This window comes from Allobosea sp. LjRoot237 (genome assembly GCF_964253285.1).
GTDB lineage: Bacteria > Pseudomonadota > Alphaproteobacteria > Rhizobiales > Beijerinckiaceae > Allobosea.
Genome location: NZ_CAXUQP020000001.1, coordinates 5,197,433 through 5,222,794, shown reverse-complemented (window position 1 = coordinate 5,222,794; position 25,362 = coordinate 5,197,433). Strand labels below are relative to the sequence as shown.

Below are 25,362 nucleotides of genomic sequence, written 5' to 3'. Positions count from 1 at the left end.
ACGGGGCGGGATGAACGACCGGTCGAAACGAGGCGGAGAGCGGCGCGAGCCGTCGTTCGAGCGTGCGCGCGACGATTACGAGCGCGACGACGGAGATTTGCGCCTGTCGGCCGAGGATCGCCCCTATCGCGGAGGAAGGAACCCGGTGGCACCGCGCCAGCAACCGAGCCGCCAGAAGACCCCACCGCGTGGCGGCCGCAAGCAGCGCCGCAAGCGCGGCTCCTTCTTCGGTCGCATTGTCTATTGGGGCTTCGTGCTCGGCCTCTGGGTCGTGCTCGGGCTTGGCGGCCTGGTCGCCTATCACGCCGCGCAATTGCCGCCGATCGATCAGCTCACCGTGCCGAAGCGGCCGCCCAACATCGCCATTCTGGCGGCTGACGGCTCGCTCCTCGCCAATCGCGGCGAGACGGGTGGGCGCACGATCACGATCGGCGAGGTGCCGCCCTATCTGCCCAAGGCCTTCGTCGCGATCGAGGACAAGCGCTTCTATGAGCATTTCGGCATCGATCCGATCGGCCTCAGCCGCGCTGTCGTCAACAACCTGACGAAGCGTGGCGGCATGCAGGGCGGCTCGACCCTGACCCAGCAGCTCGCCAAGAACCTGTTCCTGACCCAGGAGCGTACCGCCGCCCGCAAGATCCAGGAAGCAATCCTGTCGCTCTGGCTGGAGCGGACCTACACCAAGGACCAGATCCTCGAGCTCTATCTCAACCGCGTCTATTTCGGCTCGGGCGCCTATGGCGTCGAGGCGGCGGCGCAGCGCTATTTCAACAAGTCGGCGCGCTCGGTCTCGATCGCCGAAGCCGCCATGCTTGCCGGCCTCGTCCAGGCGCCGTCGCGGCTTGCACCCAACCGCAACCCCGAAGCGGCCGAGAAGCGTGCCCAGCTCGTCATCACCGCCATGGCCGATCAGGGCCTGATCTCGCAGGCCTCGGCCAAGACGGCGCTCGTCGCCCCGGCCGAGGTGCCCGAGCGCGTCGGGGCCGGCTCGGTCAACTACGCCGCCGACTACGTCATGGACGTGCTCGACGACTTCATTGGCGCGATCGAGGGCGACGTCACCGTGCTGACCACGGTCGACACCAAGCTGCAGAGCTCGGCTGAGACGATCCTGGTCGATGCGCTCTCGGCGCAGGGGAGCAAGCTCAACGCCTCGCAGGGCGCGGTGGTCTCGCTGGCGCCGGACGGCGCGATCCGCGCGCTGATCGGCGGGCGCGACTACACCAAGAGCCAGTTCAACCGCGCCACGGCGGCGCATCGCCAGCCGGGCTCGTCCTTCAAGCCGTTCGTCTATCTCACCGCGATCGAGAAGGGCATGACGCCGGATACGATCCGTGACGATTCCCCGGTCTCGATCAAGGGCTGGGAGCCGGAGAACTACTCCCGCAACTTCCGCGGCCCGGTCACGCTGCAAACCGCCTTCGCCCATTCGCTCAACACGGTCGTGGCGCGCCTGATCCAGGAGGTGACGCCGCGCGAGGTCGTGCGCACGGCCCAGCGCCTCGGCATCAACTCGTCATTGCAGGCCAATCCGTCGCTGTCCCTCGGCACCTCGGAAGTGACGCCGCTTGAGATGACCGCCGCCTATGCCAGCTTCGCCAATGGCGGCCAATCGGTGCTGCCCTATGTGATCCGCGAGGTCAGGTCGACGAGCGGCAAGGTCGTCTATGCCCGCAAGGCGAATAATTTCGGCCCGGTGATCCAGCCGCAGACGCTTTCGATGATGAACTCCATGTTCCACGCGGTGATGACGGGCGGCACCGGCAGCAAGGTCAACCTTCCCGGCTGGGAGGTCGGCGGCAAGTCGGGCACGACGCAGGATTATCGCGACGCCTGGTTCGTCGGCTTCACCGGGCGACTCGTCACGGCCGTCTGGGTCGGCAACGACGACAACTCGACGATGAAGCGCGTCACCGGCGCCGGCCTGCCGGCCGAGATCTGGGGCAAGTACATGAAGGCAGCCCATGCCGGCCAGCAGCCGGTGCAGTTGCCGGGCGGGCTCTGGCAGTCGGCGCCGAAGTCGATCTTCGACACCGGCGAGCCGGTCGCCGGCGTCGCGCCGTCGCCGCGGACCCAGCAGGCCGCCACCGGCGATCGCGCCTGGACGCCGCCGGCGCCGCAGGAGAAGAATTTCTTCGAGCGCCTGTTCGGCGGGTAGCCCGCCGTCATTCCGGGGCGCCGCGCAGCGGCGAGCCCGGAACCCAGAACCGATGCGAGCGGTCGATAGGGCGCTACGAGCGTCGCGTTCTTCTGCAAACGGCATCGGCTCTGGATTCCGGGCTCAGGCCTGTCGGCCTGCCCCGGAAAGACGGAGGCGCGACGTCAGGTTCCGCGTGGCTTGGCGCGAGTCGTCGGCGCGGCTGCCGCCGGTTCGTCCGGCCAGGGATGGCGCGGATAGCGCCCCTTCATCTCGGCTTTCACCGCCGCCCAGGAGCCGCGCCAGAAGCCCGGCAGGTCGCGCGTCACCTGGATCGGCCGATGCGCAGGCGAGAGCAGCTCCAGCACGAGCGGCACGCGCCCGCCGGCGAGCGAAGGGTGCTGCGCCAGCCCATACAATTCCTGCACCCGGACCGAGATCGTCGGGCCGGCCTCGGCGCCATAGTCGACCGCGAGCTGCGAGCCGGTCGGCGCCGCAAAATGCGTCGGCGCCTCCGCGTCGAGCCGCCGCTTCAGCTCCCAGGGCAGCAGGGTCGAGAGCGCGGTGTCGAGATCACTTGCGGTGATTGCCGAGAGCGAGCTTCGGCCGACGATGTTCGGCGCCAGCCAGTCTGAGACGTTGTCGGCGAGCCCGCTATCGGAGAGGTCGGGCCAGCCGGTATCCTCCCCTTCGGCCACCCGCAGGAAGGCGACACGCTCGCGCAATTGCGCCTGCGCTTTACCCCAAGGCAGCGCGTCGATCCCGAGAGCGGCGATACCCTTCGCCAGTACCTCGGCATTCTCCGCCGAAGTCTCGACCGGCAAAGGCCGCTCGGCCAATACCAGCGCGCCGTATTTGCGGGCGGCGCGCGCCCGCAGCGCCTGTGCCTGCCGGTCGAACACGGTCTCGTTGCGCTCCGACAGGGCGATTCGGATCAGACCGGAGCCGGCGAGCGCGGCGATCTCGGCCTCGCTGATCGCGGCGGCGCTGAGGATGCGGGCCTGCTGCGCGCTTCCCGTCATCTCGCCGACCACGAGATAGGGTTCGCGCGCCAGCCTCTGGCCGGGCTCAAGCGCCGCGCCCCGGCCATTGGCGAGCAGGTATTGCCCGGAACCGAGCTGGCGCGCCTTGGCGACGCGATCGGGAAAAGCGAGCGCCAGCAGGAGCCCGGGCGAGAGCACCTGCTCCGCGCCGGCCGGGACCTTGCTCGCCGCCTGCCGCGCCCAACCCTCGGCGAGGCGGCGCATGTCGCCGGCACGGCCGCCGTGCTCGCGCCCGAAGCGCTCCAGCCGCTCGGCGAGATCGATCGCATCGCCGCCGAGCCCGCGTTCGACCAGCAGCGCGGCTAGCAGAGCGGCCGGCTCGCCTTGGCGATGATGTGCCGCGCCGACCACCATATGCGCGAGCCGCGGCGGCAGCGGCAGCGCCTGCAGCGCCTTGCCGCTTTCGGTGATGCGGCCATCTGGATCGAGGGCATCGAGATCATTGAGCAGCGCCCGCGCCTCCTTCAGCGCCGGTGCCGGCGGCGGGTCGAGGAAGGCGAGCTGAGTCGGATCTGTGACGCCCCAGGCGGCGCAGTCGAGCAGGAGCGGGGCGAGGTCGGCCGACAGGATCTCCGGCCGGGCGAAGGCTTCGAGTGAGCCGTTCGCGGCCTCTTCCCAGAGCCGGTAGCAGATGCCGGGCTCGGTGCGGCCGGCGCGGCCACGGCGCTGGTCGGACGCCGCGCGGCTGGCGCGCTGGGTGACGAGGCGGGTCACGCCGATATCGGGCTCGTAGAGCGGTACGCGGGCGAGGCCGGAATCGATGACGACACGCACGCCCTCGATCGTCAACGAGGTCTCGGCGATCGAGGTGGCGAGCACGACCTTGCGCTTGGCCTTGGGCGCCGGCAGCACGGCGCGGTCCTGCTCGGCCTGGTCGAGCGCGCCATAGAGTGGTGCGATCTCGACTGAGGGATCGCGGAGCTTCTCGCGCAGGCGTTCCTCGACGCGCCTGATCTCGCCCTGGCCCGGCAGGAAGACGAGCAGCGAGCCTGCCTGCTCGTTCAGCGCCCGAAGGACGGCCTCGGTGACCTGGTCCTCGATCCGTTTCAGCGGGTCTCGGCCGAGATAGCGCGTCTCGACCGGATAGGCGCGGCCCTCGCTCTCGATCACTGGTGCATCGTCGAGAAGCCGCGCGACCCGCGCGCCGTCGAGCGTCGCCGACATCACCAGGATGCGCAGGTCCTCGCGCAAGCCGGCTTGGGCATCGAGCGCCAGCGCCAGTCCGAAATCGGCATCGAGCGAGCGCTCGTGGAATTCGTCGAACAGCACGGCGGCGACGCCGTCGAGCGTGGGATCGTCGAGGATCATCCGGGCGAAGACGCCTTCGGTGACGACCTCGATCCGCGTCTTCGGCCCGACCTTGGAGCCGAGTCGGACGCGCAGGCCCACCGTCTCGCCGACACGCTCGCCGAGCGTCTGCGCCATGCGATTGGCCGCGCCGCGCGCCGCGAGGCGCCGCGGCTCCAGCACGATCAGCTTGCCGGGCTTGCCGTTACCTTTGGTCCAAGGCTCGTCGAGCAGGGCGAGCGGCACGCGCGTGGTCTTGCCGGCGCCGGGCGGCGCGACGAGCACGGCGTTCGGTCGCTCGCACAGGGAGCCGGCGAGAGCGTCGAGAATCGCGTCGATCGGTAAGGCTGTGTCGAAGGCGCGCATGGGCCTGCGATGTGGCGCAGGTGGTGCGCGTGTGCAAGCTGCGTCAGGCGGCGGCCTGTTTCAGCCCAACCTCGAACGGTGTCATGCTGACAGCGCCGGCCTTTGCCGAAACCAGCGTGTTGCAGGGCAGCGCCTGCCAGCACTCGCGCGCGGCATCGACCGGCTCGGAGGCGATGATCACGGCATCGCCGCGATCGCAGAGATAAAGCGTCGGCGGCTTTGAGTCGGAGGACCAGCGCACGGCATGGATCGTCTCGCCATCGGCGAGTGCGGCGGCACAGCGCAGGGGCTCGCGCACGCCGGCCTCCTGCATCAGCGCCAGCGCGTCGCCCAAGGCTCCCGCAAGCGCATCGCTGGGCGCTGCGCCCTCGGCGATGCGCGCCAGCGCCAGCAGGAACAGTGCCTCGGAATCGGTGGTGCCGACACGGGCTCCGTAGAGGCCGTCCGGGATCAGGCTCTCGAGCCTGCGCCTGATCAGGGCATAGCCGCCGACCTGGCCGTTATGCATGAACAGATATCGGCCATGGACGAAGGGATGGCAGTTCGCCCGCGTCGTCGCCGTGCCGGTCGCGGCGCGCACATGCGCGAAGAACAGATGCGAGCGCACCAGACGCGCGATCGAGAGCAAATTCTCGTCCGACCAGGCCGGCCTGATCTCGCGGTACTGGCCAGGCTCCTCCCGCTCGCCATACCAGCCGACGCCGAAGCCGTCGCCATTGGTGCCGGTCTTGGCCTCCTCGGCGTGCAGCGACTGGTGGATTAGCGAATGGCAGGGCGAGGCGATGAAGTCATCGAGGAAGACGGGGGCGCCGGCATAGGCGAGGAAACGGCACATGATGGTCCCGAATCAGGTGCGGGCAGGACGCCGCAGGAGAAGATTATTCCACGAGAATGAATGCCGGCATAGCGATTCATCTCCCGCGACATGGTCATCCCGGACAAGCGGCGAAGCCGCGCCGATCCGGGATCCATTCCTGACCCGTTCCGGAATGGGTCCCGGGTCTCCCGGAGCCTGCCGTCGGGCCGACCGGAGGTCGGACCCGATGGGTCGCCCGGGACGACCGGGAAGTGAATGCCGGCACGATTGCGAGCCGCATGGCCTTGCTATAACCGTCGCCACGATGGGGTGACGACGACGTCCCGCGGCAAGCGGGCAGGGAAGGGGCCGATTTTCATGCTGACGAAGCTCGCCGGCGCGGCGCTCCTGTTTTCTCTCGCTCCTCAGGCCGCCTTTGCCGCCGGTGACATCGGCGGCGCGACCATGGGCGTCACCTGGGCGCTGCCTTTCGCCGGGATGCTGCTCTCGATCGCGCTCGGCCCGGTGCTGTTCCCGCATTTCTGGGAGCTGAACTACGGCAAGTTCGCCGCCTTCTGGGCGGTGCTGGTCGTCGTGCCGCTGCTGCTGTTCCGCGGCTTCGATCCGGCGCTGGGCGCGCTGCTGCATACCGCGCTGCTCGAATACGTTCCCTTCATCATCCTGCTCTTCGCGCTCTTCACCATCGCCGGCGGCATCCTGATCACCGGCAACCTGCACGGCACGCCGGCGACCAATACGGTACTGCTCGCGATCGGCACGCTGATGGCGAGCTTCGTCGGCACGACCGGGGCCTCGATCATCATGATCCGCCCGGTGCTGCGGGCCAATGACGCCCGGCGCTTCAACGTCCATGTCGTCGTCTTCTTCATCTTCCTGGTTTCGAACATCGGCGGCTCGCTGACGCCGCTCGGCGACCCGCCACTCTTCCTCGGCTTCCTGCGCGGCGTCTCCTTCTTCTGGACGACCACGCACCTGCTGCCGGAGACGCTGTTCGCGGTCGCCGTCCTGCTCGCGCTTTTTTTTGCGCTCGACAGCTGGTTCTTCCGCAAGGAGGAGACCTACCCGCCACTGCGCGACCCGACGCCGGACCGCGCCATCAAGCTGTTCGGCAAGATCAACATCCTCCTGCTCGGCGGCGTCATCCTCGCCATCCTGATGTCGGCGAGCTGGAAGCCTGGCCTTGCCTTCACCATCCATGGCGTCGCCGTCGAATGGCAGAACCTGGCGCGCGACCTTGTCCTGCTCGTGCTCGCAGGCCTGTCGCTCGTCCTGACGCCGAAGCCGGTGCGCGCCGGCAACGAGTTCAGCTGGGGTCCGATCAAGGAGGTCGCCAAGCTCTTCGCCGGCATCTTCGCCTGCATCATTCCGGTGCTGGCCATGCTGCAGGCCGGCCGGAACGGTGCCTTCGCGCCTTTGGTCGCGCTCGTCAGCAACGCCGATGGCAGCGCCGACAATGCCGCCTATTTCTGGCTGACCGGCGCGCTCTCCTCCTTCCTCGACAACGCTCCGACCTATCTCGTCTTCTTCGAGCTCGCCGGCGGCGATCCCAAGGCGCTGATGACGACCGGGGCACTGACACTGACCGCGATCTCGGCCGGGGCCGTCTTCATGGGCGCCAACTCCTATATCGGCAATGCGCCGAACTTCATGGTCTATGCCATCGCCAAGGACCGGAAGGTCGCGATGCCGAGCTTCTTCGGCTACATGCTCTGGTCGGGCGCGATCCTGATCCCGCTCTTCCTGCTGCAGACGCTGATCTTCTTCTGAGGTACTAGCGGACGGTTGTCATTCCGGGACGCCGCGCAGCGGCGGGCCCGGAACCCATATCCGCCGAAGCTGCCGAATGATGCGTGACGACCGCCGCCTGCCCGGGCACCCTCGTGGTCATGGGTTCCGGGCTCGGTCTTCGACCGCCCCGGAATGACGATGTGGTTCCGCCTCGCTCCGACATCGTCTAAACCGCGGCGGACCGATCAGAGAGCCCTTGATGCCCCTGCGCCCCGACACGCTGGCGATGACCGCCGTCCTCGCCATGCTAACGGCGCTCGGCCCACTCTCGACCGACTTCTATTTGCCCTCGCTGCCCGAGATCGCGCGGGTGATGGGAACCGATTTTGCCGGCGCGCAGGCGACGCTCTCGGCCTTCCTGTTCGGTTATGCTGCCGGCCAGGTCATCTGGGGTCCGCTCTCCGACCGTCTCGGCCGCCGGCCGGTGCTGATGATCGGCCTTGGCCTGTTCATCGCCACCACGCTCGCCTGCGCCTTCGCGCCATCGATCGAGGCGCTGGTCGGCGCCCGCTTCGCCCAGGCGCTCGGCGCGTCGGGCCCGATCGTGCTCGGACGGGCCATGGTGCGCGACCTCTATGAAGGCCCGCGCGCCGGCCGCGAACTCGCCCGCATGGGCATGATCATGGGCCTCGTCCCGGCGATCGCGCCCGTCATCGGCGGTGTGCTGCAGAACGCCTTTGGTTGGCGCTCGACTTTCCTCGCCTCGCTCGTCTTCGCGCTGGCCATGCTCGCGATCATCGTGACGATCATGCCGGAGACGCTGCGCCAGCGCTCGCCCGATCGTCTCTCGCTGCCCGCGATCATCCGCGGCTATCGGTTGCTGCTGCAGAGCCGGCCCTACCGGGTCTATGTCGCCTTGACCGCGCTCGCTTATGCCGGCCTGTTCGCCTTCATCTCGGGCTCCTCCTTCGTGCTGATGGGCGTCTACGGCCTGTCGGCGCCGGTCTACGGGCTTTCCTTCGGCTGTGCCGTGCTCGGCTTCATCCTCGGCACCATCATCGCCCAGCGCCTGGTCGGGCAGCAGGGACTCGATGGCGTGATCGCGCTCGGCGTCGCCTGCCTTGCCGGCGGCGGGCTCGCCATGCTGGTCTGCGTTGCGACCGGCTTTGGCGGACCGTTCGGCGTCATTGGCCCGATGGCGCTCTATGCCTGCGGCATCGGCCTGACCATGCCGCAGGCCCAGGCTGCGGCGATGATGCCCTTCCCCGAGCGGGCAGGCGCGGCCTCGTCCCTGACCGGTCTGTGCCAGATGCTGTTCGCAGCCTGCGTCGGCCTGCTCGTTGGCCATCTGCTGAAAGGCAGCGCGCTGCCCTTGCCCGTCGTGATGTCGGTGATCGGCGTGGCGACGCTCATTCTCTTCCACGCCAGCGTCGGAATCCGCGCCGGCAAGGCCTGAGGCTCAGTTCCCCATCCGGTCGCGCCATTGCCGCTCGCCCTGCAGGCAGGAGAGGCGCGATGCTGGGGCCTGCTGCGCCTTCTGGACGAGGGCTTCAGATCCTGAGGCCGGCATTTCCGCGATCTCGCGCACCAGCTTGGTCCGGGTCGCATCGGCGAACTGCTTGCGCTCGCGGATAGGGATGACGAAGGCACCGATGCCGGTGATGACGCATTCCTCGTAGTAGACGTCGAGGTTGTCGATGTCGAAATAGCTCGCCTGCTTCAGCATCACCGGCAGGCCGTTGATGGCGATGCCCTTGTCGCGGGCGGCGTCGCGGGCTTGCGTCACCGGGCGCCCGTCATTGTTGGCGCCGTCGCCGGAGATGTCGATGACGCGGCGCAGCGCCGCGACATTGCTCGTCTCGAGCAGCGAGACAGCGAGATCGATCGCGCCGGAGATCGAGGTGCGCCGCCCGCGCCGCGTCTGCGCCTCGCCGAGCTCCTCGGCGAAGGCGATGGCCGATTGCGGGCTTTCGATGATGGTCCAGGGCTTGACGATGTGCTGGAAGTCGCCGCCCGCCCATTCGAAATAGGTCACGGCGATCTTGCCGATCGCGCCCTTGGCGATGGCTTCGTGCAGCTCTTTCGAGCGGAAGGCCTCGATGTAGCCGTTGCGCTGCAAGGCGAGCTCGTCGAGATCCATCGAGTAGGAGACGTCGACCGCCAGCACCAGCGCGACGTCGACTTCCTCGGGGGGCTGAGCCGCTTGCTGCGCATTGAGCGCCGATGCCGGCCAGAGCCCGACTGCCGCAAGACAAAAGAGACCGAACAGCCAGCGCCGCATCGAAACCTCCGTCATCTGTCCGTCGAAGCGTGACGCCGAAAGGAGGATGGTTTCGGACGAAGGCAGGCTTCAAACGAATGTCGCCGAAGTCTGCGCCCAGTTTCGATTCGCACCAAGCACGAAAGCACACGAAAGCGAGAGTACCAGCCTGAAAACTGGGCAACGCTTTCGAGCGAGCCGGTCTTCCGGCAAGGCTAGCCGTGCCTGCGGTTCTCCACGATGGCGAGGGCGGCCTGGAAGGCCTCCTCGACGCCGAGCGCCGAGGTATCGAGCAGGACAGCGTCCTCCGCAGCCTTCAGCGGAGCGTCGCCACGGCCTGAGTCCCTGGCGTCGCGGCGGCGGATATCGACCAGGATGCCGTCGAGCGTCGCGGCCTCGCCGCGTCCGGCCAGCTCCTTGTGCCGACGTGCGGCGCGGACCTCCGGGGTCGCGGTGACGAAGAGCTTCACCGTCGCGTCCGGGCAGATCACCGTGCCGATGTCGCGCCCATCGAGCACCGCCCCCGCGCCGGCCGCGGCGAAGCGGCGCTGCCGGTCGATCAAGGCGCGCCGGACCGCCGGAATCGCCGCCACGACCGAGGCGGCCTCGCCGATCTCGCGGCCGCGCAGCCGGGCCTCGTCGATCGCAGTATCGTCGAAGCCTGCGGCCGTGGTGGCGGCGGCTTCAACGTCGTCGAGCGGCTCGCCGGCATCGAGCATGGTGCGGGCGACCATGCGGTAGAGCAGGCCGGTATCGAGATAGGGCAGGGCGTAGTGGGCTGCGAGCCGGCGTGCCAATGTGCCCTTGCCGGAGGCCGCCGGCCCATCGACGGCGATGACCAGCCGGTCGGCCTGAGTCGCGGAAGCGGGCGGCTGGGCGTCGGGCACGGCATCGTCTTTCATGTGGTGAGAAGTCGGGCAGATTTCTAAATCACCAGGGGCAATGATGCGAAGCGGTTTTGCAGCCGGTGTCGTGGACTTGCGCCTTGACTCAATCAGGATTTGACAGGGACGCTTGGCCCGACTAACGGACGCCCCTGCTTTTTCCAAACTCAGCACGAACTTGAAGGTCCGACGCAGTGGCGAAACCGGAACTTGGCACCAAGCGCGTTTGCCCGGTCACGGGGCGCAAATTCTACGATCTAGACAAGGATCCGATCGTTTCGCCCTATACCGGCCAGTCCTATCCGCGCTCGTTGTTCGAGCCGCAGGCCAAGGCAGCGGCGGTGGTCGCGCCGAAGCCGGCCGATGACGAGGAAGAGGCCGATCCCGCCGACGGCGCGGTCGAGCTCGTCTCGCTCGACGATGCCGACGCGGAAGCCGCCGAGAAGGAGCCGGTGGTCACCAGCGACGACGACATCGAGATCGAGGATGACGGCGCCGCCACCGATGACGACACCTTCCTGGAGGAGGACGAGGAAGGCGACGATGATGTTGCCGACCTGATCGATGGTGACATCGAGGGCGACGAGGACGTCTGAGTCGCGTCACGATCGCGCCAAAGTCGCGGCTTTGGAAAAAGCGCGACGGGAACGTGACATCAGTGCTTGTGTCTCGGCGCAAGCTTGCCTATAGAGCGCTTCGTCGCTGCGGCGGCGGGCGCGGACCGGCTCTGAGAGCCTTCAGGACCGCGACGATTTCCCGGCCTTTCCCCAAGAAGGCCGGCAGAGTGGGGCCATAGCTCAGTTGGGAGAGCGCTTGAATGGCATTCAAGAGGTCGGCGGTTCGATTCCGCCTGGCTCCACCAAATCTCCCCGATCCCTGATCTTCTGAAGCTCGCTCTTCTCCGGTACGGCTGGGCAGTCGATGCACCGCAGCTCTCTGCAGTGTTGCCGCCGGCCGGCTTCTGATCGGAAGATGCGGGACCGCACACTTCCTCAGCGAACGCCCCATGGGCGGAACCCCTCTCGCGCTTGCCGGGTTGTTAATCATCCGCAGCAGCAGGGAGACAATCCCCATGAGACGGCTCACAGGAATCGCAGCCATCGCCTTTGCTGCCCAGTCAGGACTGGCATGGGCGCAGCCCGCAATCGGCGGCCCGGAAGACAGGCCTCGCAGTCGCGCCGAGCGATCGGCGCCGGACGATCTGGCTCCAGGCTCGGGCGAGCGTGGCGGCCCGCAGCAGCGCCTCGAGCGGCCATCGGGAGCGCCGCGCGGCGCCCAGACGGAGGACCTTCGCGGCGAGGAACCGCAACGTGGGCAGATCCAGCGTCGCGAGCGCGAGCAGGCGCAACGGGAGCGCCTGGACCAGGCTCCGGGCCCGCGCGCACAGCAAGAGCAGCCGCGGGAGCGGCCGCAGCAACGCGAACAGGCGCAGCGCGAACGGCAGGACGATCGGAACGGCCGCAGGTCTCCTGATCAGGCTCAGCCGGACAGCCGTGCACCCCGCTCCCCCGAAACCGCGCAGCCGCAGCGGCCGGACAACAGACCAAGCGCTCCGAGTACGGCACAGCCGGCCCCAAGGCCGGACGACCAGCAGCGGCCCGGCGCCGCTCAGCGCCCTGACACGGCGCAGCCCGGGCCGACAACTCCTCAGCCGGCCGAGAACCGCACCTCGCCGAGTGGGCAGAGTAGCGACAGAGCCCGGGCTGACACCGATAACCAGCGTATTGCCGACACCGTCCGTCAGCGCGTGGAACGCAACGAGGTTCGGCCTGTCCAGAATCTCGGGGTCGCCGTCTCGGTCGGCGCCGAGTTGCCGTCGCGCGTTCAGCTCCAGCCCTTGCCGAGCGAGATCGGCGCGATCCGGCCGCAATATCGCGACTATCGCTACACGGTCTCGGATCGGGAGATCGTCATCGTCGATCCGCGCAGTCGGCGCATCGTCGAAGTCATCGATCGCGGCGGCAAGGCGGGTGGCGTCGATATCTACGCTGCTTTCGAGCATCGGCGCGATGTCAGGCGTTGGCAGCGGCCGGATACGATCGTCTTCCGCGAAGGCGTCGTCCTGCCTGCCGGCGCGCCCTATTACGACCTTCCGGACGAGGTGATCGAACGCCATCCCGATTGGCGCGGCTATCAATACGTCATGACGGAGAGCGAGGAGGTCGCCATCGTCGAGCCGCGGTCGCGCCGCATCGTCGAGGTCGTCGACAAGAACGCGCCTAGGTCGGCCTCTGCGGCCCCTGCCAGCACGGGCGCGATCTCCAGCCCGCCACCGTCGAACGGCCTGGCGGACCGGCATGAGCTCGCGCGGATGATCCTGGCTGATGCCAAACCTGGAGAGATCCAGGGTGTCGACGGCTTGAAGGGAGCGGTCCTGCCGACGCAGGTCGTCCTGCGGCCGCTTCCGGCCGAGGTCGAGCAGCAGGACCAGCAGCTGCGCGGCTACCAATACGCGCTGGTTGGCGACGACGTCCTGATCGTCGATCCCAAGAGCCGCGAGGTCGTCGACGTCATCGAGTGAGCCCATCGCGCACGGCAACCGGCACCTGTCGGTTGCCGCGTGCGATCTGCATCATGCTGCGAAGGGCTTATCGAAGACCCTTCGCAGCTTGTCGGGCTGAGATGGGAAAGTTCTTTCGGCATGCCGCTTCTGCGAGGGGCGGCCGTCCCATGACAGAAACTATATTGAGTGTTTTATTCTGATTGAAGATGCCGAGACATCGATCAGACCTTGGAATGGATCTGTAATAATCTCCTTCCGTAGCCATTCTTTTTAAAAAACACTTCTCTTGACCATGGACAGTGCTGGTCGTCATCGTTGTTGGAAGAGGTCGCGAGGTCCGCGCCCTGTCACAACATTCGCTTTATGCGAGGTGCGCGATGTCCAATGCCGGCCGCCAGCTCACGCTCAACCTGTTCATCTATCCCGGCGGCCATCACGAGGCCGCCTGGCGCTACAAGAACTCCGAGCCGGCGCGGGTGCTCGACATCCGCTACTATCAGGAGCTGGCGCAGAAGGCCGAAGCTGCGAAGTTCGACGCGATCTTCTTCGCCGACGGGCCGTCGCTTCCGGAGAATGTGCGCTATTCGTCGCGGGTGCGCTTCGAGCCGGTCACCTGGCTGACCGCGATCGCCGCCGCAACCGAGAAGATCGGCCTGATCGGCACGGCCTCGACGACCTATAACGAGCCCTACAACCTCGCCCGTCTCTTCGCCTCGCTCGACCATATCAGCGGCGGCCGCGCCGGCTGGAATATCGTCACCACCAGCGATGCCGGCGCCGCCCATAATTTCGGCCTGCCTGAGCATCCGCCTCATGGCGAGCGCTACGAGAAGGCACGCGAGTTCCTCGACGTCGTCACCAAGCTCTGGGACAGCTGGGAGGACGATGCCCTCGTCGCCGATCCGCAGAGCGGCGTCTTCGCCGATGCCGACAAGGTCCATCGCATCGACCATGTCGGCAAGCACTACCGGGTGCGCGGCCCCCTCAACGTCTCGCGCTCGCCGCAGGGGCGGCCGGTCTATGTCCAGGCTGGCTCTTCGGAAGACGGTCGCTCCTTCGCGGCGCAGTTCGCCGAAGCGATCTTCACGGCGCATCAGACGCTCGCCAGCGCGCAGGAGTTCTATTCCGACATCAAGGCCCGTGCTGCCGCTCTCGGCCGCCGGCCGGATCACTTACGCATCCTGCCCGGGATCAGCCCTTTCCTTGGTTCAACACAGGCGGAAGCCGATCGGCTCGAGGAGGAAATCAACGACCTGATCCAGCCGGCCGCCTCGCTGGACCAGCTCAAGCGCATGATCGGCGTCGACCTCAGCGGTTACGACCTCGACGGCCCCGTGCCGCGCCACATCATCGATACCAACGGGCCGAAAGGGCTGGCGAGCCGCTTCCAGCTCGTCGTCGACATCGTCGACCGCGAGAACCCGACGATCCGTCAGCTGATCCAGCGCCTTGCCGGGGCGCGTGGACATCGCGTCGTCGTCGGCACGCCGGAGCATGTTGCTGACGAGATCCAGACCTGGTTCGAGCAAGGTGCCGCCGACGGCTTCAATGTGATGCCGCCCTGGATCCATGGCGGCTTCGAGGTCTTCGTCGCGGAGGTGGTGCCGATTCTGCGCCAGCGCGGCCTGTTCCGGCAGGAGTATTCCGGCTCGACGCTGCGCGACCATTACGGGCTGCCGCGCCCGGACAGCGTCTTCGCCGCGGAGCAGCGCAAGAGCGCCTGAAGCGCTCGGCTTCGTCGACGACCTTCCCCATGCGCGACGCGGTGCGGGCCTAGCCCGCCAGGCGACGCATGCCCATCGAGGACTTCCCATGAAGCTGACCTATCTCCTGCCACTTGCAGTCGCCCTGTTGGCCAGCCCCGCTGCAGCTCAATCCTTGCCGGAGACCGCGCCGATTCCCGAGCGCGTCCCGCCGGGCACGACCTTGGTGATCGGCGATCCGCAGACCAGGGTTGCACTCGCCCTGTCGGGAGAGCTCGCCAGGCTGCCGTTCAAGGTCGAATGGGCCAACATCTCCGGCGGCCCGCAGACGATCGAGGCCTTTCGGGCCAAGGCGCTGGACGTCGGCGCCGTCGCCGACATCCCGCCGATCCATGCGCAATGGACCGGGCTCGAGGTCAGGATCGTCGGCGCCAAGTTCCGGCGCGATCCGATCGGTCATCCGATCTATGTGATCGCCACCGCCCCGGGCTCCGGCATCACCAAGCTCGAGGACATCAAGGGCCGCAAGATCGCCTTCAGCCCCGGCCAGGCGCAGGGCGCGCTGGTGCTGCGCGTGCTGAAGAAGCTGAATCTCAGGCATGACGAGGTCCAGCTCGTCGAATTGCCGAGCGTCGGCGATGCCTATGTCAACGCGCTGGCGAGCAAGCTCGTCGACGCCGCCCCGATCGCAGAGGCGAACAAGCAGCGCTTCGTTCAGAATTATGCGCGCGACGGCGCCAAGGCGCTGCCGCATGGCTTACGCGACGATCCGGCTTATCTCTACGTCGTGAAGGCCGCGCTGGAGGATCCGGGCAAGGCGGCGGCGATCCGCGCCTATGTCCAGGCCTGGGGACGTGCGGCGAAGTGGATCGAGACCCATCCCGAGGAGTGGATTAAGGGCTATTACGTCAAGGACCAGGGCCTGAAGCCCGATGCCGGCCGCTTCCTGGTCGAATCGAACGGTGATCCCGACGTGCCGCTCGACTGGAGCGGGGCGATCGAGCGCCAGCAGGAAACCATCGACCTCCTCGCGGCCGAGCTGAAGAAGCCGGTGCTGAAGGCACAGACACTGTTCGACCGGCGCTTCGAGCAGGTCGCCGGCGCGGCCTATCAGGGAGAGTGAGCCATGGCGGACATCTCGCTCTCCGGGGCGCATGGCGCAACCGATCCCAGCTGGCTCAAGCTTGCCCGCAACCACCCTGTCGGCACGGTTGACAGGCCTCGTCGCCGGCGCAAGCTCGGCCCGGGCCTGCCGATACCGTATGGTGCCGCTCTCGGGCCGGCCTTGCTGCTCGCCCTCTGGAGCATCGGCTCGGCGACGGGCATCATCGACGACCGCATCCTCTCGGCGCCCTGGACGGTGGCGACGACCGGCTGGGAGCTGATTCAGGACGGACGCCTGCAGGAGAACCTCTGGACCTCGTTCCAGCGCTCCTTCTGGGGCATCGTCGCCGGCGCCACGCTCGGCGTCATCGCCGGCCTCAGCCGCATCGGCGAATACCTCGTCGACGGCCCAATCCAGATCAAGCGCGCCATTCCGGCGCTGGCGCTGATCCCGCTGCTGATGCTCTGGTTCGGCATCGGCGAGGGCATGAAGGTCCTGACGATCGCGCTGATCACCTTCGCGCCGATCTATATCCAGACCCATGACGGCCTGCGCTCCACCGATGCCCGCTTCATCGAGCTCGCCGAGACGCTCGATCTCAGCAATGCGCAGTTCCTGTGCCATGTCGTGCTGCCGGCGGCGTTGCCCGGCTTCCTGCTCGGTCTGCGCTTCGGCGTGACCTATTCCTGGCTGGCGCTGGTCGTGGTCGAGCAGGTCAACGCCACCAGCGGCCTCGGCTACATGATCAACCTCGCCCGCACCTATGGCCAGACCGAGGTCATCATCCTCTGCCTCGCCGTCTATGCCGCGCTCGGCCTGAGCTCGGATTGGCTGGTGCGCTTCATCACCCGAAAGGCTCTGCCATGGCGCAAGATTCTGGCCGACTGAACCAGCCGCCGGTCGTCTCGGTGCGCGGTCTCACGCGCCGCTATGGCGAACGCACCATCATCGACGGCGTCGATCTCGATATCGGCCGCGGCGAGTTCGTCGCTTTGCTCGGCCGCTCCGGTTCCGGCAAGAGCACCTTCCTGCGCGCGCTCGCCGGGCTCGACCACGGCGTGCCGGGTTCAGGTCGGCTCGGTACACCCGATGCGGTCTCGGTCGTCTTCCAGGATGCGCGCCTGCTGCCCTGGAAGAAGGTTGTCGACAACGTCACGCTCGGGCTGAAGGGCGAAACGCCACGCGAGCGTGCCTTGCACGCCCTTGCCGAGGTCGAGCTGACGGCGCGGGCGCAGGCCTGGCCGACGCAGCTCTCCGGCGGCGAGCAGCAGCGCGCCGCGCTGGCGCGCTCGCTGGTGCGCGAGCCGCAGCTCCTGCTGCTCGACGAGCCCTTCGGCGCGCTCGATGCGCTGACCCGCCTGCGCATGCAGGCGCTGCTGCTCGATCTTTGCGCCCGCCATCGCCCCGCCGTGCTGCTCGTCACCCATGACGTCGACGAGGCGATCCACCTCGCCAAGCGCGTGCTGGTGCTCGACGAGGGGCGCTTCATCGTCGACCTCGATGTCGATCTACCGGCCGAAGCCGGGGCACGGCAGAGGCGCTTCGCCGAGGTACGCAGCCAATTGCTGAGCAGTCTCGGCGTCACGGGAGAGGAGTTGCGCCGCGTCGCCTGAGGCGATGCGGCTGCACTCCCCGACTTTCTGCTAGCGCTTGATCGCCGGGCAGGTGCTCTGCGCGAGCGGGCGGAAGGCTTGGTCGCCGGGGATGGTGGCGACGAGGTCGTAGAGGTCCCATTCGCTCTTCGATTCGGCCGGCTTCTTGACCTGGAAGACGTAGAAATCGTGCACCATGCGCCCGTCCTCACGGAGCTTGGCGTTGCGCACGACCTCGTCCTCGATCGGGACCTCGCGCATCCTGGCGATCACGGTCTTGGCCTCGTCCGACTTCGCCGCGGCCACCGCCTTGAGGTAGTGCCGGACCGAGGAATAGATGCCGGCCTGGATTGCCGAGGGCACCGCGCCATGGGCCGCCTTGAAGCGCTCCGAAAAGGCGCGGGTACGCTCGTCGAGGTTCCAGTAGAAGCCTTCGGTCAGGATCGTGCCTTGCGCGGCAGCAAGGCCGACGCTCTTCACATCCATCGCGGTGAGGAAGAAGGCGACCAGCTTCTGCTTGTCCTGGCCAATGCCAAAATCGCGCGCCGTCTTGATCCCAGCGACGGTGTCGCCGCCGGCATTGGCGAGCGCGATCAGATCGGCGCCGGAGCCCTGCGCGGTCAGGAGCTGCGAGGACAGGTCGACGGCTGGGAAGGCATGCCGGACCGAGCCGGCATAGGTGCCACCCTTGGCGGCGACCAGGGCCTTGGCGTCTGCCTCGAGCTGGTGCCCGAGCGCGTAGTCGGCAGTGACCAGATACCATTTGGTGCCGGGCTTGGTCAGGTGGTTGGCGATCCCGGCGACCTGGACATAGGTGTCCCACATCCACTGCACGATATGGTCGGGCTGGCAGGCGTCGCCGGTCAGGCGCGCTGTGCCGCCGGGGAACAGGCCGACCCGGTTCTTGTCCTTCAGCAAGGGCGGGATGGCGAGCTGCAGCGAGGCGTTCGACATGTCGGCGAGCACGTCGACGCCCTGCCGGTCGATCCATTCGCGCGCGATCGCCGAGCCGACATCCGCCTTGTTCTGGTGGTCGGCCGAGATCACTTCGATCTTCATGCCCGAGCATTCGGCCTTCAGGCAGTCCTCGACCGCCATGCGGGCAGCCGTGATCGAGCCCTTGCCGGTGATGTCGGAATAGACGCCGGACATGTCGGTGAGCACACCGATCTTGACGGCGCCGTCCGAGATTTCGGCGGCAGCAGGCAGGCTGCCGAGCAATGCGGTGGCGATGGTGAGCGCCGAGGCCAGTCCCTTCATGTGAAATCCTCCCGTGATTGTCGTTTGTCGTTGCTAGCGATCGTGCCAGTGCGCCATCGGCAGGCCTGCTACCGGCGATCTGAAGCAGGGGATGCGGCTGCCGCGCAGGCTGCCGATATGGGCGGTACGAAGATCGGGCCCGCCGAAGGTGATGCTGGCGAACCAGGGCGCGATTGTCCCGCCGCAGGCGAGCATCAGTTCGGGCGTCACCTCGTCCCGGGTGAAGGCAGCCATCAGCGCCTTGCCGGCGGCGCTGCCGCGATCGTCGTCGAGCAGGATGCGTAAGCTCCCCTCCGGCGTGATCGCGAAGATCCGGTCGAGCATCACGTGCGTGCCCCAGAGATTGCCATGGGCGTCGAAAGCGATGCCGTCGATGAAGGCGCCATGATCGCTCGGGCCGAAAATCTCGCGATCGCTCAGGCTGCCATCGGGCCCAACGCGCAGCCGCGTCACCCGGCAGGCGCAGGTCTCGGCGACGTAAAGCCATTCCTCGCTGGCATCGAGGCGGGTCTCGTTGGTGAAGGCGAAGCCATCAGCGACGATGCGCAGCCGCCCGCCATCATAGAGCGCGACATAGCCGTCGCGGACATCAGGGCTCATCGCCCGCATCCAGTTTGTCGTCCGTGTCGAGATCGTCAGCCAGATCCGGCCCTTGCTGTCGCGCAGCACGAAATTGACCTTGCCGATCGCTTGCCCGTCGACGCGATCGACCAGCACGCGCGTCTCGCCGGAGCGCGTCATCACTTCCAGCCGGTCGGTGCCGAAATTCGAGATCAGCACATCGCCATTGCCGGCGAAGGCGAGGCCGTTCGGCAAGGTGCCGGAGACGAAGCGCGCCTCCTCATCGGCCGCCTCGGCGAAGCCGTGGCTCGTCGTCTGCGTGATCAGCTCCTGTGTGCCATCAGGCCTGATATGGACGACACCGCCGCGCGCATCAGCGCTCCAGAGCGAGCCGTCGCGCTCGGCGAGGATGCATTCCGGCCGCTGCAGCCCCTCGCCGACATAAGCGATCGCAGCCGGATCGATGACGAAGCCGTCGAGCGGGTTCGGGCGATGAGACATCTGAGCCCTAGAAGTTCACGCGGTCGCCGCCCTTGAGGCCGAGCGTGGCGCGCGCCTCCTCGGGTGTGGCGATCTCGTAGCCGAGCTCCTCGACGATGCGGCGGATCTTGGCGACCTGCTCGGCATTGGACGTCGCGAGCTTGCCCTTGCCGATGAACAGGCTGTCCTCCAGCCCGACGCGGACATTGCCGCCGAGCATCGCCGCCTGCGTGCAGAAGGCCATCTGGTGCCGCCCGGCGGCGAGCACTGACCAGTGATAGTCTTTGCCGAACAGCTTGTCGGCGGTGCGCTTCATGAACATCAGATTGTCGAGATCGGCGCCGATGCCGCCCAGGATGCCGAAGATCAACTGCAGGAAGACCGGCGGTCGGAACCAGCCGCGATCGAGGCAATGGGCGAGATTGTAGAGATGGCCGACATCGTAGCATTCATGCTCGAACTTGGTGCCGTGCCCCTCGCCGAGCAGCTTGTAGATGCGCTCGATGTCGCCGAAGGTGTTGCGGAAGATGAAGTCCTTGGTGTTGGCGAGATAGGGCTGCTCCCAGGGATGCTTCCAGTTGCTGTACTTCTCGGCCAGCGGGTGCAGCGCGAAGTTCATCGAGCCCATATTGAGCGAGCACATCTCCGGCGCGGCCTTGAGCGGTGCGGCGAGGCGCTCCTCGACGGTCATGGTCAGGCCGCCGCCGGTGGTGATGTTCACGATCGCATCGGTTGCCTGCTTGATCCGCGGCAGGAACTCCATGAATACCGCGGGATCCGGTGTCGGGCGGCCATCTTTCGGGTCGCGCGCGTGCAGATGCAGGATCGCCGCTCCGGCTTCCGCCGCTGCGATCGCCTGGTTCGCGATCTCGTCCGGCGTGATCGGCAGATGGTCCGACATGGTCGGCGTATGGATGCCGCCGGTGACGGCGCAGGTGATGATGACCTTGCTCATCGAATTCTCCTTCGTCGCAACGCTCAGGCCGGCAGGATTGCCACGGCGCGCGTCCAGCCGGCCGAGCCGTTGCGGACCTTCACCGGCAGGCAGCTGATGGTGAAGCCGGTCGCCGGCAGCGCTTCGAGATTGTGCAGCTTCTCGATCTGGCAATAGCCGGCCTCGCGCCCGGCCTTGTGGCCTTCCCAGATCAGCGAGGCGTCGCCAGTCTCGGCGAAGCGGCGGGCGGTGTGGCTGAACGGCGCGTCCCAGCTCCAGCCATCGGTGCCGACGACCTTGATGCCCTGCCGCACCAGATGCAGCGTCGCCTCGCGGCCAAAACCGCAGCCGGAATCGACATAGTCGGCCTCACCATAGCGCGCGCCAGCCCGCGTATTGGCGACGACGATCTCCAGCGGGCTGAGCCTGTGGCCGATCCGCTTTAGCTCGGCATCGATCTCGGCCGGGATGACGACATGGCCGTCAGGCAGATGGCGGAAATCCAGCTTCACGCCCGGCTGCAGGAACCAGTCGAGCGGGCATTCGTCGATCCTGAGCGCCGGCGCGCCGCCATCCTGCGTCGGATGATAATGCCAGGGCGCATCGACATGGGTGCCGTTATGGGTCGAGATCGTCGCGAGCTCGACCGCCCAGCCCATGCCGTCCGGGAGCTGCTCGGGCTTCAGGCCCGGAAACGCCGCCGCGATGTCCTTCGCCGTCGTCTCATGCGTGCGGTAGTCGATCCTGACCTTCTGGAAGGGCGGGTCGGCGGGGACATCGTTCTCGAGCGGAATCGACAGGTCGACGAGGCGGCCTGGCAGCATGCCGGTGTGTCCTCCCTTGACGTGTGTTCTCTGTGGTTCGAATTTGGACGAACGTCCGACCTATAGCAAGCCCGCTGCTTTCTGGTAAGAGCGATTCGCCTGATATCCGGAGGGGCAAGATGTCCGCGATGCCGACGCGCGACCGCATTCTCGACGCTGCCGAGCGGCTCTTCGCCGAGCGCGGCGGCGCCGACGGCGCGTCCATGCGCGATCTTGCGGCTGCGGCGGGCGTGCGGCTCTCGCAGCTGAGCTATCATTTCGGCTCGAAGGAAGCGCTCTATCGCGCCGTCTTCGCCCGCCGGGCGCATGCTTTGGCGCTGGCGCGCGCCCAGGCGCTCGGCGAGGCCCTGGCCCGGCCGGCGCTCGACATCGGCGAGATTGTCGCCGCCTTCATCGGCCCGTCCGTGCGCCAGCGTTTCAGCGAAGGCGTGCAGGGCGCGGCTTTCGCGTTGATGACCGCCCGCGAGGCGGTCGATCCGCGCGAGGCGGCACGCGGCGTCCTCGCCGAGCATTTCGACCCGACCGCGCGGCGGTTCCTGGCCGCGCTCGGCAAGCTCTATCCGCAGGCGCCGGAGGGCGCTCTGGTCGACGCCTATCTCTTCATGGTCGGCGCACTGGTCATGACCATGGCGGCCGGCGACCGCGCCATGCGGCTCGATCAGCAGCGCGACTCCGTCCCGGTGGCCGAGAACGCCGATCTCCTGCTGCAGCGCCTGACGGGTTTCTGCGCTGCCGGCATCAATGGTTTGCTGAAAGGCCGCTGAGCCGGTTTATCCGGCCGCCTATTTCACCGCGGGCTTTCCGGCCTGGAGCAGCGCCGCGATCCGGCCCTGGCCATTGCCGTTCGACATCGAGATCGAATGCGTCGTCGCGATTGGCTGACGTTTTGGCCTGGTGGTGCCGTCTTTCCGGGGCAGCCCGCAGGGCTGAGCCCGGAATCCAGAGCCGATGTCCTGCCCGCAGAAGCGCGTTGCCCGGTGCGCCATCTCGCGACCGACATCGGTTCTGGGTTCCGGGCCCTTCGCTGCGCGAAGTCCCGGAAAGACGGCGTGCTAGCGGTCCGCCCGCGCCACCACCGTGTGCAGCAGCACGTTGAGGCCGGGCTCGAGGTCATCCGGCGTGCACAATTCCCCGTTGTTGTGGGTGATGCCGCCCTTGCAGGGCGCGAAGATCATGGTCGTCGGCGCGTGGCGGGCGACGAAATAGGCGTCGTGCCCGGCCTGGCTCAGGATACCCTGCGTGCGGTAGCCGAGGTCGAGCGAGGTCGACCGGACCTGCTCGATCAGCTCGTCCGCGAAGACCTTGCCGCCCCAGTTCCAGACATCGAGGATCTCGGCCGTGCAATCGGCCCGCGCCGCGGCCTCGTGCACCGCGCGGCGCACGCGCTCGGCCATGACTGCCGCGGTCTCCGGGTCGGCATGGCGGACATCGCAGGTCGCCTGCGCCCAGTCGGACAGGATGCCCGGCTTGTTCGGCCAGGCCACCAGCCGCGAGGCCGTCGCCTTGCCGCCGCTGCCGGCATGCTCCCAGCCGAGATCGTCGACCGCGGTGAGCAGGCGTGCGCCGGCGATCAGCGCGTTCCTGCGCCGCTCCATCGGCCAAGGGCCGGTATGGGCGGTTTCGCCGCGGAACTCGACCAGCATGCCGGTGCTGGAAAAACCGCCGGTGACGACGCCGACCTGCATGCCCTCGCGGTCGAGGATCGGCCCCTGCTCGATATGGAACTCGACATAGGCGTCGAAGGGGTGGGGAGTCGCCTCCATCTCGCCGCGATAGCCGATGCGGTCGAGCTCCTCGCCGATCGTTTTGCCGTCGTCGTCGCGCCGGCCGAGCGTCCAGTCGAGCGCATAGGCGCCGGTGAAGCAGCCCGAACCGACCATCGGCGGCGAGAAGCGCCCGCCCTCCTCATTGGTCCAGTTGACCACCTCGATCGGCCGCCTCGTGCGGTGACCGAGCTGGTCGAGCGTGCGGCAGACCTCGAGGCCGCCGAGCACGCCGGCGATACCGTCGAAGCGCCCGCCATTCACCTGCGTGTCGAGATGGCTGCCCATCACCACCGGCGGCAAGCTGTCGTCCTGGCCGGCGCGGCGCGCGAAGATGTTGCCGATGCCGTCGACGCGCACGCTCAGTCCCGCCTGACGGCACCAGTCGATGAAGACGTCGCGCATCTCTCTGTCGGCATCGCCGAGCGCCAGCCGCGACAGCCCGCCCGGCCGGCCGGTGCCGATCTCGGCCGAGCGTTCGATCGTCGTCCAGAAGCGCCCGATATCGATGCGCGCGGTCGCTGGCAGGCCCATGAATGTCCCTCGATCCCGGACGCTGAGGGCGCCGCTTCGAGAGCCACAATCGAGGCAGCGGCCCGCTCCTGGCAAATCGATATTGGTGATGGGTTTCTCCGCTAAAGGCGCGCGAGGAACCCCTCCCCCTTGTGGGGAGGGGCAGGGGTGGGGGTCGCAAAGCCGGAACGATCGGTCGAAGCTGACAGCGCTGTCGCTCTTGCCAGCCCGTTTCCTGCCTTCGGTCACCAAGCGGCACTACCCCCATCCCCATACCCATACCCTTCCCCACAAGGGGGAAGGGAGGAGCACGGGCGATCTGGCGGTTGCGAGTTCGGTTCGGGTGGAACGGACAGACACACGCTCCGGTATGTCAGCGCCGCAACTGGCACTTGACAGCTGCGCATGAGCGATGGAATGATTATTCCACTGAATATTGAAAACGGTTTTTTTGTTTCGTTTTGAATGAAGCGCAGAGTCGACGGCCGCGCTCGGGCGCGCCCTCCCTACTGTGCCATCTAGGCTGGTCGCGACGCTTCGCGCCCCGCCATGTCGCCCGAAAACCGGCCGATCGGACCCGATCGGACCGACAACGAAAGCGGGGAACATCCCCGCAAGGGAGGATGAGATGAAGCGGTTTCTCGCAGGAATGATTGCTGTCGCCGCCATCGCGGTCACCGGTGCGACGCCGAGCGTCGCCCAGAACACCAGGATCATCGTCGTCAGCCATGGCCAGGCCGCGGACCCGTTCTGGTCGGTGGTCAAGAACGGTGTCGCCAAGGCCGCCGCCGATCTCAAGGTCGCCGTGGATTACCGGGCGCCCGAGACCTTCGACATGGTCGCGATGAGCCAGTTGATCGACGCCGCGGTGAACCAGAAGCCGGCCGGTCTCATCGTCTCGATTCCCGACGCCTCGGCGCTCGGCCCGGCGATCCAGAAAGCGGTCGCCGCCGGCATCCCGGTGATCTCGATGAACTCCGGCTCCGACGTCTCGAAGAAGCTCGGCGCCCTCCTGCATGTCGGCCAGGACGAGTTCGACGCCGGCAAAGCCGCCGGCGAGAAGCTCGCCAGCATGGGCGGCAAGGTCGGCGTCTGCGTCAATCACGAGGTCGGCAATGTCGCGCTCGACCTGCGCTGCAAGGGCTTTGCTGAAGGCTTCAAGGGCAAGGTCACGACCCTGCCGGTCTCGAACGACCCGTCCGAGATCCGCTCCAAGGTCAAGGCGGCGCTCTCCGATGCCAGTGTCGACACGGTGATGGCGCTGAGCGCTTCGCTTGGCGGCGAGCCGACCCTGGCTGGTGTCAAGGAGGCCGGCAAGATCAGCTCCGTCCGCGTCGCCACCTTCGATCTCTCCGCCAACTTCCTCAAGGCGATCGCGGCCGGCGAAGCGGCCTTCGGCATCGACCAGCAGCAGTTCCTGCAGGGCTATCTGCCGGTCGCCTTCCTGGCGCTCAATGCCCAATACGGGCTCGTCCCCGGCGGCAATGTCCCGTCCGGCCCGAACCTGGTCACCAAGGAGAAGGCGGCTCAGGTCGTCGACCTCTCGGCCAAGGGCATCCGCTGAGTGTTCAGCGGCGGCGCGATAAGCGCCGCCGCTGCCTC

At 67.4% G+C, this 25,362-nt stretch carries 21 protein-coding genes and 1 tRNA gene; 12 read left to right on the top strand and 10 right to left on the bottom strand.

Features of this window, described 5'->3' with window-relative positions; genetic code table 11:
* Positions 1 to 10 precede the first annotated feature (10 nt).
* Positions 11 to 2,158, top strand: a complete 2,148-nt coding sequence (locus ACSQ24_RS25395; RefSeq protein ID WP_436097373.1) for a transglycosylase domain-containing protein — start codon at positions 11 to 13, stop codon at positions 2,156 to 2,158.
* A gap of 164 nt (positions 2,159 to 2,322) precedes the next feature.
* Here the strand turns inward: ACSQ24_RS25395 and hrpB are convergent, their stop codons facing one another.
* Positions 2,323 to 4,833: an ATP-dependent helicase HrpB gene (gene hrpB, locus ACSQ24_RS25390; protein WP_436097372.1), complete on the bottom strand. Its 2,511-nt coding sequence runs from the start codon at positions 4,831 to 4,833 to the stop codon at positions 2,323 to 2,325.
* Between the two features lie 43 nt (positions 4,834 to 4,876).
* A complete protein-coding gene (locus ACSQ24_RS25385; protein WP_436097371.1) occupies positions 4,877 to 5,668 on the bottom strand; it encodes a class II glutamine amidotransferase in 792 nt (263 codons plus the stop codon).
* Between the two features lie 339 nt (positions 5,669 to 6,007).
* Here ACSQ24_RS25385 and ACSQ24_RS25380 point away from each other — a divergent pair, with 339 nt between their 5' ends.
* Together ACSQ24_RS25380 and ACSQ24_RS25375 are read left to right on the top strand one after the other, a co-directional pair.
* Positions 6,008 to 7,417, top strand: coding sequence for a sodium:proton antiporter (locus tag ACSQ24_RS25380; RefSeq protein WP_436097370.1), 1,410 nt, complete (start codon positions 6,008 to 6,010; stop codon positions 7,415 to 7,417).
* A 220-nt stretch (positions 7,418 to 7,637) separates the two neighbouring features.
* On the top strand, positions 7,638 to 8,834 hold the full coding sequence (locus ACSQ24_RS25375) for a multidrug effflux MFS transporter (RefSeq protein ID WP_436097369.1): 1,197 nt from the start codon (positions 7,638 to 7,640) through the stop codon (positions 8,832 to 8,834).
* A gap of 3 nt (positions 8,835 to 8,837) precedes the next feature.
* On the opposite strand, the gene ACSQ24_RS25370 is transcribed toward ACSQ24_RS25375, so the two are convergent.
* Complete coding sequence (locus ACSQ24_RS25370) at positions 8,838 to 9,659, bottom strand: DUF1194 domain-containing protein (protein WP_436097368.1); 822 nt, start codon at positions 9,657 to 9,659, stop codon at positions 8,838 to 8,840.
* 194 nt (positions 9,660 to 9,853) lie between these two features.
* Positions 9,854 to 10,480, bottom strand: a complete 627-nt coding sequence (gene cmk / locus ACSQ24_RS25365; RefSeq protein ID WP_436097968.1) for a (d)CMP kinase — start codon at positions 10,478 to 10,480, stop codon at positions 9,854 to 9,856.
* 236 nt (positions 10,481 to 10,716) lie between these two features.
* Here cmk and ACSQ24_RS25360 point away from each other — a divergent pair, with 236 nt between their 5' ends.
* Positions 10,717 to 11,118: a TIGR02300 family protein gene (locus tag ACSQ24_RS25360; RefSeq protein ID WP_436097367.1), complete on the top strand. Its 402-nt coding sequence runs from the start codon at positions 10,717 to 10,719 to the stop codon at positions 11,116 to 11,118.
* Between the two features lie 190 nt (positions 11,119 to 11,308).
* Positions 11,309 to 11,384, top strand: a tRNA-Ala gene (locus ACSQ24_RS25355).
* A gap of 255 nt (positions 11,385 to 11,639) precedes the next feature.
* Here ACSQ24_RS25355 and ACSQ24_RS25350 read toward each other — a convergent pair.
* On the bottom strand, positions 11,640 to 11,870 hold the full coding sequence (locus ACSQ24_RS25350; RefSeq protein WP_436097366.1) for a hypothetical protein: 231 nt from the start codon (positions 11,868 to 11,870) through the stop codon (positions 11,640 to 11,642).
* A 399-nt stretch (positions 11,871 to 12,269) separates the two neighbouring features.
* On the opposite strand from ACSQ24_RS25350, the gene ACSQ24_RS25345 reads away from it, so the two are divergent.
* The 5 genes from ACSQ24_RS25345 to ACSQ24_RS25325 all read left to right on the top strand — a co-directional run bounded on the left by ACSQ24_RS25345 (position 12,270) and on the right by ACSQ24_RS25325 (position 17,446).
* Positions 12,270 to 13,043: a DUF1236 domain-containing protein gene (locus tag ACSQ24_RS25345; protein ID WP_436097365.1), complete on the top strand. Its 774-nt coding sequence runs from the start codon at positions 12,270 to 12,272 to the stop codon at positions 13,041 to 13,043.
* A gap of 359 nt (positions 13,044 to 13,402) precedes the next feature.
* The gene (locus ACSQ24_RS25340; RefSeq protein WP_436097364.1) at positions 13,403 to 14,749 is read left to right on the top strand and encodes an LLM class flavin-dependent oxidoreductase; all 1,347 of its coding nucleotides are present in this window, start codon (positions 13,403 to 13,405) and stop codon (positions 14,747 to 14,749) included.
* A gap of 88 nt (positions 14,750 to 14,837) precedes the next feature.
* The gene (locus ACSQ24_RS25335) at positions 14,838 to 15,851 is read left to right on the top strand and encodes an ABC transporter substrate-binding protein (RefSeq protein ID WP_436097363.1); all 1,014 of its coding nucleotides are present in this window, start codon (positions 14,838 to 14,840) and stop codon (positions 15,849 to 15,851) included.
* Positions 15,852 to 15,854: 3 nt separating this feature from the next.
* On the top strand, positions 15,855 to 16,721 hold the full coding sequence (locus ACSQ24_RS25330; RefSeq protein WP_436097362.1) for an ABC transporter permease: 867 nt from the start codon (positions 15,855 to 15,857) through the stop codon (positions 16,719 to 16,721).
* Positions 16,697 to 17,446, top strand: coding sequence for an ABC transporter ATP-binding protein (locus ACSQ24_RS25325; protein ID WP_436097361.1), 750 nt, complete (start codon positions 16,697 to 16,699; stop codon positions 17,444 to 17,446). The genes ACSQ24_RS25330 and ACSQ24_RS25325 overlap by 25 nt, the downstream gene beginning before the upstream one ends.
* 30 nt (positions 17,447 to 17,476) lie before the next feature.
* Here the strand turns inward: ACSQ24_RS25325 and ACSQ24_RS25320 are convergent, their stop codons facing one another.
* From ACSQ24_RS25320 to ACSQ24_RS25305, 4 genes are read right to left on the bottom strand one after another with little or no spacing between them, the layout of a single operon-like run.
* A complete protein-coding gene (locus ACSQ24_RS25320) occupies positions 17,477 to 18,685 on the bottom strand; it encodes an ABC transporter substrate-binding protein (protein WP_436097360.1) in 1,209 nt (402 codons plus the stop codon).
* 33 nt (positions 18,686 to 18,718) lie between these two features.
* Positions 18,719 to 19,747: an SMP-30/gluconolactonase/LRE family protein gene (locus tag ACSQ24_RS25315; protein WP_436097359.1), complete on the bottom strand. Its 1,029-nt coding sequence runs from the start codon at positions 19,745 to 19,747 to the stop codon at positions 18,719 to 18,721.
* A 7-nt stretch (positions 19,748 to 19,754) separates the two neighbouring features.
* Positions 19,755 to 20,681, bottom strand: a complete 927-nt coding sequence (locus ACSQ24_RS25310; protein ID WP_436097358.1) for a 3-keto-5-aminohexanoate cleavage protein — start codon at positions 20,679 to 20,681, stop codon at positions 19,755 to 19,757.
* A 23-nt stretch (positions 20,682 to 20,704) separates the two neighbouring features.
* A complete protein-coding gene (locus tag ACSQ24_RS25305) occupies positions 20,705 to 21,481 on the bottom strand; it encodes a cyclase family protein (protein WP_436097967.1) in 777 nt (258 codons plus the stop codon).
* A 122-nt stretch (positions 21,482 to 21,603) separates the two neighbouring features.
* Here ACSQ24_RS25305 and ACSQ24_RS25300 point away from each other — a divergent pair, with 122 nt between their 5' ends.
* Positions 21,604 to 22,248: a TetR/AcrR family transcriptional regulator gene (locus ACSQ24_RS25300; RefSeq protein WP_436097357.1), complete on the top strand. Its 645-nt coding sequence runs from the start codon at positions 21,604 to 21,606 to the stop codon at positions 22,246 to 22,248.
* Between the two features lie 288 nt (positions 22,249 to 22,536).
* Here the strand turns inward: ACSQ24_RS25300 and ACSQ24_RS25295 are convergent, their stop codons facing one another.
* Positions 22,537 to 23,781, bottom strand: coding sequence for a Zn-dependent hydrolase (locus ACSQ24_RS25295; protein WP_436097356.1), 1,245 nt, complete (start codon positions 23,779 to 23,781; stop codon positions 22,537 to 22,539).
* 607 nt (positions 23,782 to 24,388) lie between these two features.
* Between ACSQ24_RS25295 and ACSQ24_RS25290 the strand changes: the two genes are divergently transcribed.
* Positions 24,389 to 25,324, top strand: coding sequence for a sugar ABC transporter substrate-binding protein (locus ACSQ24_RS25290; RefSeq protein ID WP_436097355.1), 936 nt, complete (start codon positions 24,389 to 24,391; stop codon positions 25,322 to 25,324).
* The last annotated feature ends 38 nt before the right edge of the window (positions 25,325 to 25,362 follow it).